Origin of the sequence: Pseudomonas sp. JV245A, assembly GCF_032424515.1 — a bacterium.
GTDB classification, from domain to species: Bacteria; Pseudomonadota; Gammaproteobacteria; order Pseudomonadales; family Pseudomonadaceae; genus Aquipseudomonas; species Aquipseudomonas protegens.
In genome coordinates this window covers 1-4,523 of record NZ_VYKE01000251.1, presented here as the reverse complement: position 1 = coordinate 4,523, position 4,523 = coordinate 1, and the positions used below count along the sequence as shown (strand labels likewise).

Here is a 4,523-nt window from a genome sequence, read left to right as displayed (position 1 = left end):
CCTGGGCCAGCGCCTCCACCCGTTCGTCCCAGAACGGCATGGTGATGGCGATGCCGTTGGACTTGGTGGCCGCCACCAGATTGCGCCGGGGCCGGCGGCTGGCGAGTTCGAAGGCGTAGTTCACCACCCGGTCCACACCATGGCGGGAAAACACCGACTCCTGCAGGGCAATCTCCCGCGGGGTGCCCTCCCACATGCGCCCGCCGACGCTGGAATACTCGCCCTCGGTGTTTTCCCGCACCACGATGAAATCGATGTCCCCGGGCGCCCGCCCGGCCAGCGGGCACGGCACCCCGGGCATCAGCCGCACCGGGCGGATGTTCACGTACTGGTCGAACTGGCGGCGGATCTTCAGCAGCGAATCCCAGACCGCAATATGGTCGGGCACGATGTCCGGCGCGCCCACGGCGCCGAAGAAGATCGCCTCGTGGCCACCGATCTGCTGCGCCCAGTCGTCGGGCATCATGCTGCCATGGGCCTGGTAGTGCTCGCTGCACCAGTTGAAATGATCGAATTGCAAGGCGATGCCGAAGCGCCGGCTGACGGCTTCCAGCACACGCAGGCCTTCGGGGACCACTTCGCGGCCGATGCCGTCACCGGCGATCACCGCAATGCGATGGGGAGGTTTTACAGCGGGATTGATCCTGGACAAGCCGTCTCTCCTGGTCTGACGTGTTGTTGTTATGGAGGCAGGTCAAGCGCACGGGCGAGCCCATTCTGGCCACAGCGCGGGGCCAGTGGGAATTGCTCATTATGGAAACCGCCTTCGCAAAATTCGAAGGTACGCGGGAAGAGTCCTGCTATGACCGGCGGCTAGCCCGCGGCTGCCGCGGCCTGCCCGTAACCGGCCAGGTAGTCGAACAGCTCGCGACTGGCCAGGGACGGCTGTTCCTGGCGCCGGCAGAGGTACATCTGGCGGTCGGCCCAGGGGTCGTCGATTTCGATAAAACGCAAGGCCATCTCCTTGCGAAAGATCTGCACCGCTCCCTGGGGCAGCACCCCCACGCCCTGCCCTGCGGCGATCAGCCGGCACACGGCCTCGAAGCTGCGCACCTGCACCCGCAGGCGCAAGGGCATGCTCACCGCCGCGGCCGCCTCGCTGATCAGGGGAGTGATCGCGGCGTTGTCCTCCAGGCCGACGAAGTCATAGCCCAACAGGTCCTGAAAGCGCGCGCGGCTCATCTTGAACGGGTGGTCCTGGGGCACGATCAGGCACAACCGGTCGCGGCAATAAGGGATGAAATGCAGGTCCTGGCCCCGTGGCCGGGTGGTGACGATGCCCACATCGGCCACGCCGTCACGCACCGCCAGGAGGATCTCGCGGCTGCGCTCCTCGCGGATGTCCACGCGAATGCCCGGGTGCAGGTCGCTCCACTGGGTCAATTGCCGGGGCAGTTCCTGGCTCATGGCCGAACTGTTGGCGTACAGGCTGACCCGGCCGGTGGCGCCCTTGGCGAAGTCGGCCAGGTCGGCGTGCATCACATCCACCGCCCGCAACAGCGAGCGGGCGTGCTCGGCCAGGGCCTGCCCCGCCGCCGTCGGCAATACCCCGGTGGAGGTGCGGGTCAGCAGCGCCACCTTGAAATGCTGCTCCAGGAGCGACAGGCGCCGGCTCGCGGCGGACAGCGACAGGTGCGACTGCTCGGCGGCCCGGGACAGGTTGCCCAGGGTCAGGGCCTTGAGAAACAGCTCGATGGAGGTCAGGTCCGGGGCCATGGCAGGGTCCTTGTGCGCGGTCCGTGAAAACTACCCAGTCGGGCGCGCCCTGTCCAACCTTGTGGCGGCTGCTCGCAGCCCCGGTCAGCGCCCGGAAAAACGCAGCCGCGACAGCTGGCGCAGATCCCCTTCCAGGTAGTAGGCGTTGCTCCAGCTGTCGTCCACCGCCAGGGGCTGGACCTGCTTGAGGGCCAGTTGCCTGGCGAAGTAGCGGAAGCGGTAGTGTTCGTAGAACCGCAGCAGCTCCAGGCCGTAGCGGTCCGCCAGGTCGGTGTCGCCGCGGATGATCAGGAAGTTCTCGTCATTGCTCTGGCTCGCGCCGACGCTGAGGTTGTGACTGCCGCTGATGATCACCGGCGCCTCGCTGGTGAAGTCGGTGACGATGGCCTTGGTGTGCACCAGCAGGTTGCCCTTCTGGCCTTTGAGCCCCTCCTTGAGCCAGCCCTCCAGGCCATTGTTGAGCAAGGCGGTTGCGGCGAACTCGGCCGTGCGGTCGGCGTGAAAACCGGTGATGCGGCTGGCGGTGTTCTGCAGGCCGTAGCGCAACACATCGTCGTGGGGCTGGCCGAGCAAGGCATCGAGAATGCTGTCGGGCAAGGCGAAGGCGGTGACGAACAGCAGGTCGCGGCGGGCGCCGTTGATGATATCGACGAACTCCGCGAGGTCGCCCTGGCCGCTGCGCGGGGAAAACCCGGCGAACAGCGGCGCCTGCGGCTGCATGGGGTTGTTCCGGGTCAGCCATGTGCGCGTGGCGCCGACATCCGCCGGCGTCGCCCAGACCTGCTCGAACACCTCCAGGTAGCGCGTGGCGATGTCCACGTGGTCGAGGCTGTGCAACACGTTGGCCTGACGGTAGACGCCATTGGCGGTGAAGTTGGTGCTGCCGCACAGCACCGACTGGGGCTGGCGCTGGCCGGCGGCGTCGAGGCGGCCGAGGACGATGAACTTGTCGTGGAAGATCGCGTGGGTCACCCGCCCGCGCTTATTGACCTCGGGCAGGTGCTGCAGGCTGGCCTGGTTCATCGTGGTGTCGGCATCGCCGGGGGCGGCGTGGTACAGCACCCGCACCTGTACGCCGCGGTCGAAAGCCGCGTTGACGGCATCGATGATCGCCTGCAACTGGTACTCGTAGATGGCGATGTCCAGGCTCCAGCTAGCGTCCGTGGCGCGCTGAATGAACCCCAGCAGCGCCTCCAGCAGGCCGTTTTCCAACCACTGGCGGGGCGCGTCCGGCCACTTTTCGATGGGCAGGTTCTTGTTGGCGCTGAGCAACGCATCGAGCTCGGGAAACTTGCGCGAGAACGCCTGGCTGGCAGCCACCGCACGGTTGAAGATCACCCGCTGGCCGGGAGGCTGGCCGTTGTCGGCGGTGATGCTCAACTGCAGGGACTCGCCCAGTTGCGGCGCGTCCGGGCTGCCATAGGCCAGGTGCACCCGGTAGTTGAGGGTGGCACCGGGGTTGACCGCGTAGTCGGCCCAGCGGAATTTCTGCAGGGGCGCCTGATCGCTGGGGGTGGCGTTGTATTGGGGGAAGGTATGGGCCTTGCCGGGGAAGGTCAGGCTGTTGAACAGAAACAGCCAGGGCTTGCTGCCGGTCTGTTTTTCGATGGCAAAACCCAGCAGGCCCTGGCGCCGCGACGCATCCAGGTCCATGGCCAGCAGCACCCCGTTGGTTCCGGCATAGGCCTTGACCCGGAAATCGTCCTTGTCGTTACGCACCAGTACCCGCATGAAGTCACTCCTGTGAAAGACAGCGCAAAGCGTAGCCGCTTCCCGCTCCGGCATGCCAAGGCAAATCCCTGTAGGAGCCGGCTTGCCGGCGAAGAGGCCCGTGTGACTTGCACCGCCAGGCCGGACGCTTTCGCTGGCGAGCCAGCTCCTACGGGGGATGTGCGGTGTGTCGGGGAGGTAGTCAGTCGATATGCTGGTAGACAGCGTTGAGGAGAGTCGCCAGTTCGCGGGCGCGGCCCAGGCGGATCGGGCCTCGTTCGATGTCGAGCAGCAAGGTCGGGCAGTTCAGGGGCCTGGGCGGTGGCAGGTTCTTCAGCCGGCCATCGGTGATCAGCAGCACGCGCTGCTGCTCCGCCGGCAGGCGCCGTTGGCGTTGTTCCAGCCACTGGGCCGCTTCGTTCAGGGCTTGGGGCAAGGGCGTGCCGCCGCCGGCACCCAGGCCGTCGAGCCAGTGCCGCAGGTCCCTGGAGGCCTTCAGGCCCTGGACCTGCCAGCTCGGCGCACGGCCGCTGGCAGTGAGCAGGGCCAGGCGTGCACGCTGTCGGTAGGCGTCGTCGAACAGTTGCGCCAGCAGGCCCTTGGCATCGCTCAGGGCGCTGTGCCGGCGGGTCGAGGCCGACGCGTCGACTATCACCAGCCACAGCTCATGGGGCGAGCGGCTGCGCAAGCGAAACAGCAGGTCTGCACGCAACCGTGGACGGCCTTTGAGCAAGGTGCCGGGCCAGTTGACCGAACCGGCGCTGGCCTCGCGGCTTTTGCCTTGCCGGCCGTGATCCAGGTGCCCCGCCCGGGGCTTGGCATCCGCCCCCCGGTCAGTGCGGGGGCGGATGCCTAGCGCTTTTTTGGCCAGCTGGGCACTTCACGACGGGCGCCGGTGGGCAGGGCCTGGGCCGGCATTTCGCCCCATTGGCCCTGGCCTTCGCTGGGGTTGGCGTTGGCTGGCGCCGGTGCCTGGGGGCTTTGCCCGGACTGTGGCGCGCTGGGCGGTGTCTCCCGCCGCCGGTGTCGCAAGGCGAACTCGGCCACGGCATCGATATCCTCCTCGGCAATCGCCGGGGCGCCACGCCAGGCGGCAT

4 protein-coding genes and 1 pseudogene are annotated in these 4,523 nt (G+C 67.4%); all 5 read right to left on the bottom strand.

What is annotated here, in order from left to right; translation table 11 throughout:
* A partial coding sequence (locus F6S12_RS29915) for an isocitrate/isopropylmalate family dehydrogenase (protein WP_315869698.1) occupies positions 1 to 652 on the bottom strand: 652 nt, incomplete at its 3' end.
* Between the two features lie 161 nt (positions 653 to 813).
* Positions 814 to 1,716 carry a LysR family transcriptional regulator gene (locus F6S12_RS29910; RefSeq protein ID WP_315869697.1) on the bottom strand — a complete coding sequence of 301 codons (903 nt, stop codon included), beginning with the start codon at positions 1,714 to 1,716 and terminating at the stop codon, positions 814 to 816.
* A gap of 84 nt (positions 1,717 to 1,800) precedes the next feature.
* The gene (locus F6S12_RS29905) at positions 1,801 to 3,447 is read right to left on the bottom strand and encodes a phospholipase D-like domain-containing protein (protein WP_315869696.1); all 1,647 of its coding nucleotides are present in this window, start codon (positions 3,445 to 3,447) and stop codon (positions 1,801 to 1,803) included.
* Positions 3,448 to 3,628: 181 nt separating this feature from the next.
* Positions 3,629 to 4,225 carry a vWA domain-containing protein gene (locus F6S12_RS29900; RefSeq protein ID WP_026020114.1) on the bottom strand — a complete coding sequence of 199 codons (597 nt, stop codon included), beginning with the start codon at positions 4,223 to 4,225 and terminating at the stop codon, positions 3,629 to 3,631.
* Between the two features lie 53 nt (positions 4,226 to 4,278).
* Positions 4,279 to 4,523, bottom strand: a pseudogene (locus F6S12_RS29895) (magnesium chelatase); the annotation flags it as partial.

Coding starts and splice junctions, on each gene's coding strand:
- F6S12_RS29910 (WP_315869697.1), bottom strand. CDS start 1,716: ATGGCCCCGGACCTGACCTCCATCGAGCTGTTTCTCAAGGCCCTGACC.
- F6S12_RS29905 (WP_315869696.1), bottom strand. CDS start 3,447: ATGCGGGTACTGGTGCGTAACGACAAGGACGATTTCCGGGTCAAGGCC.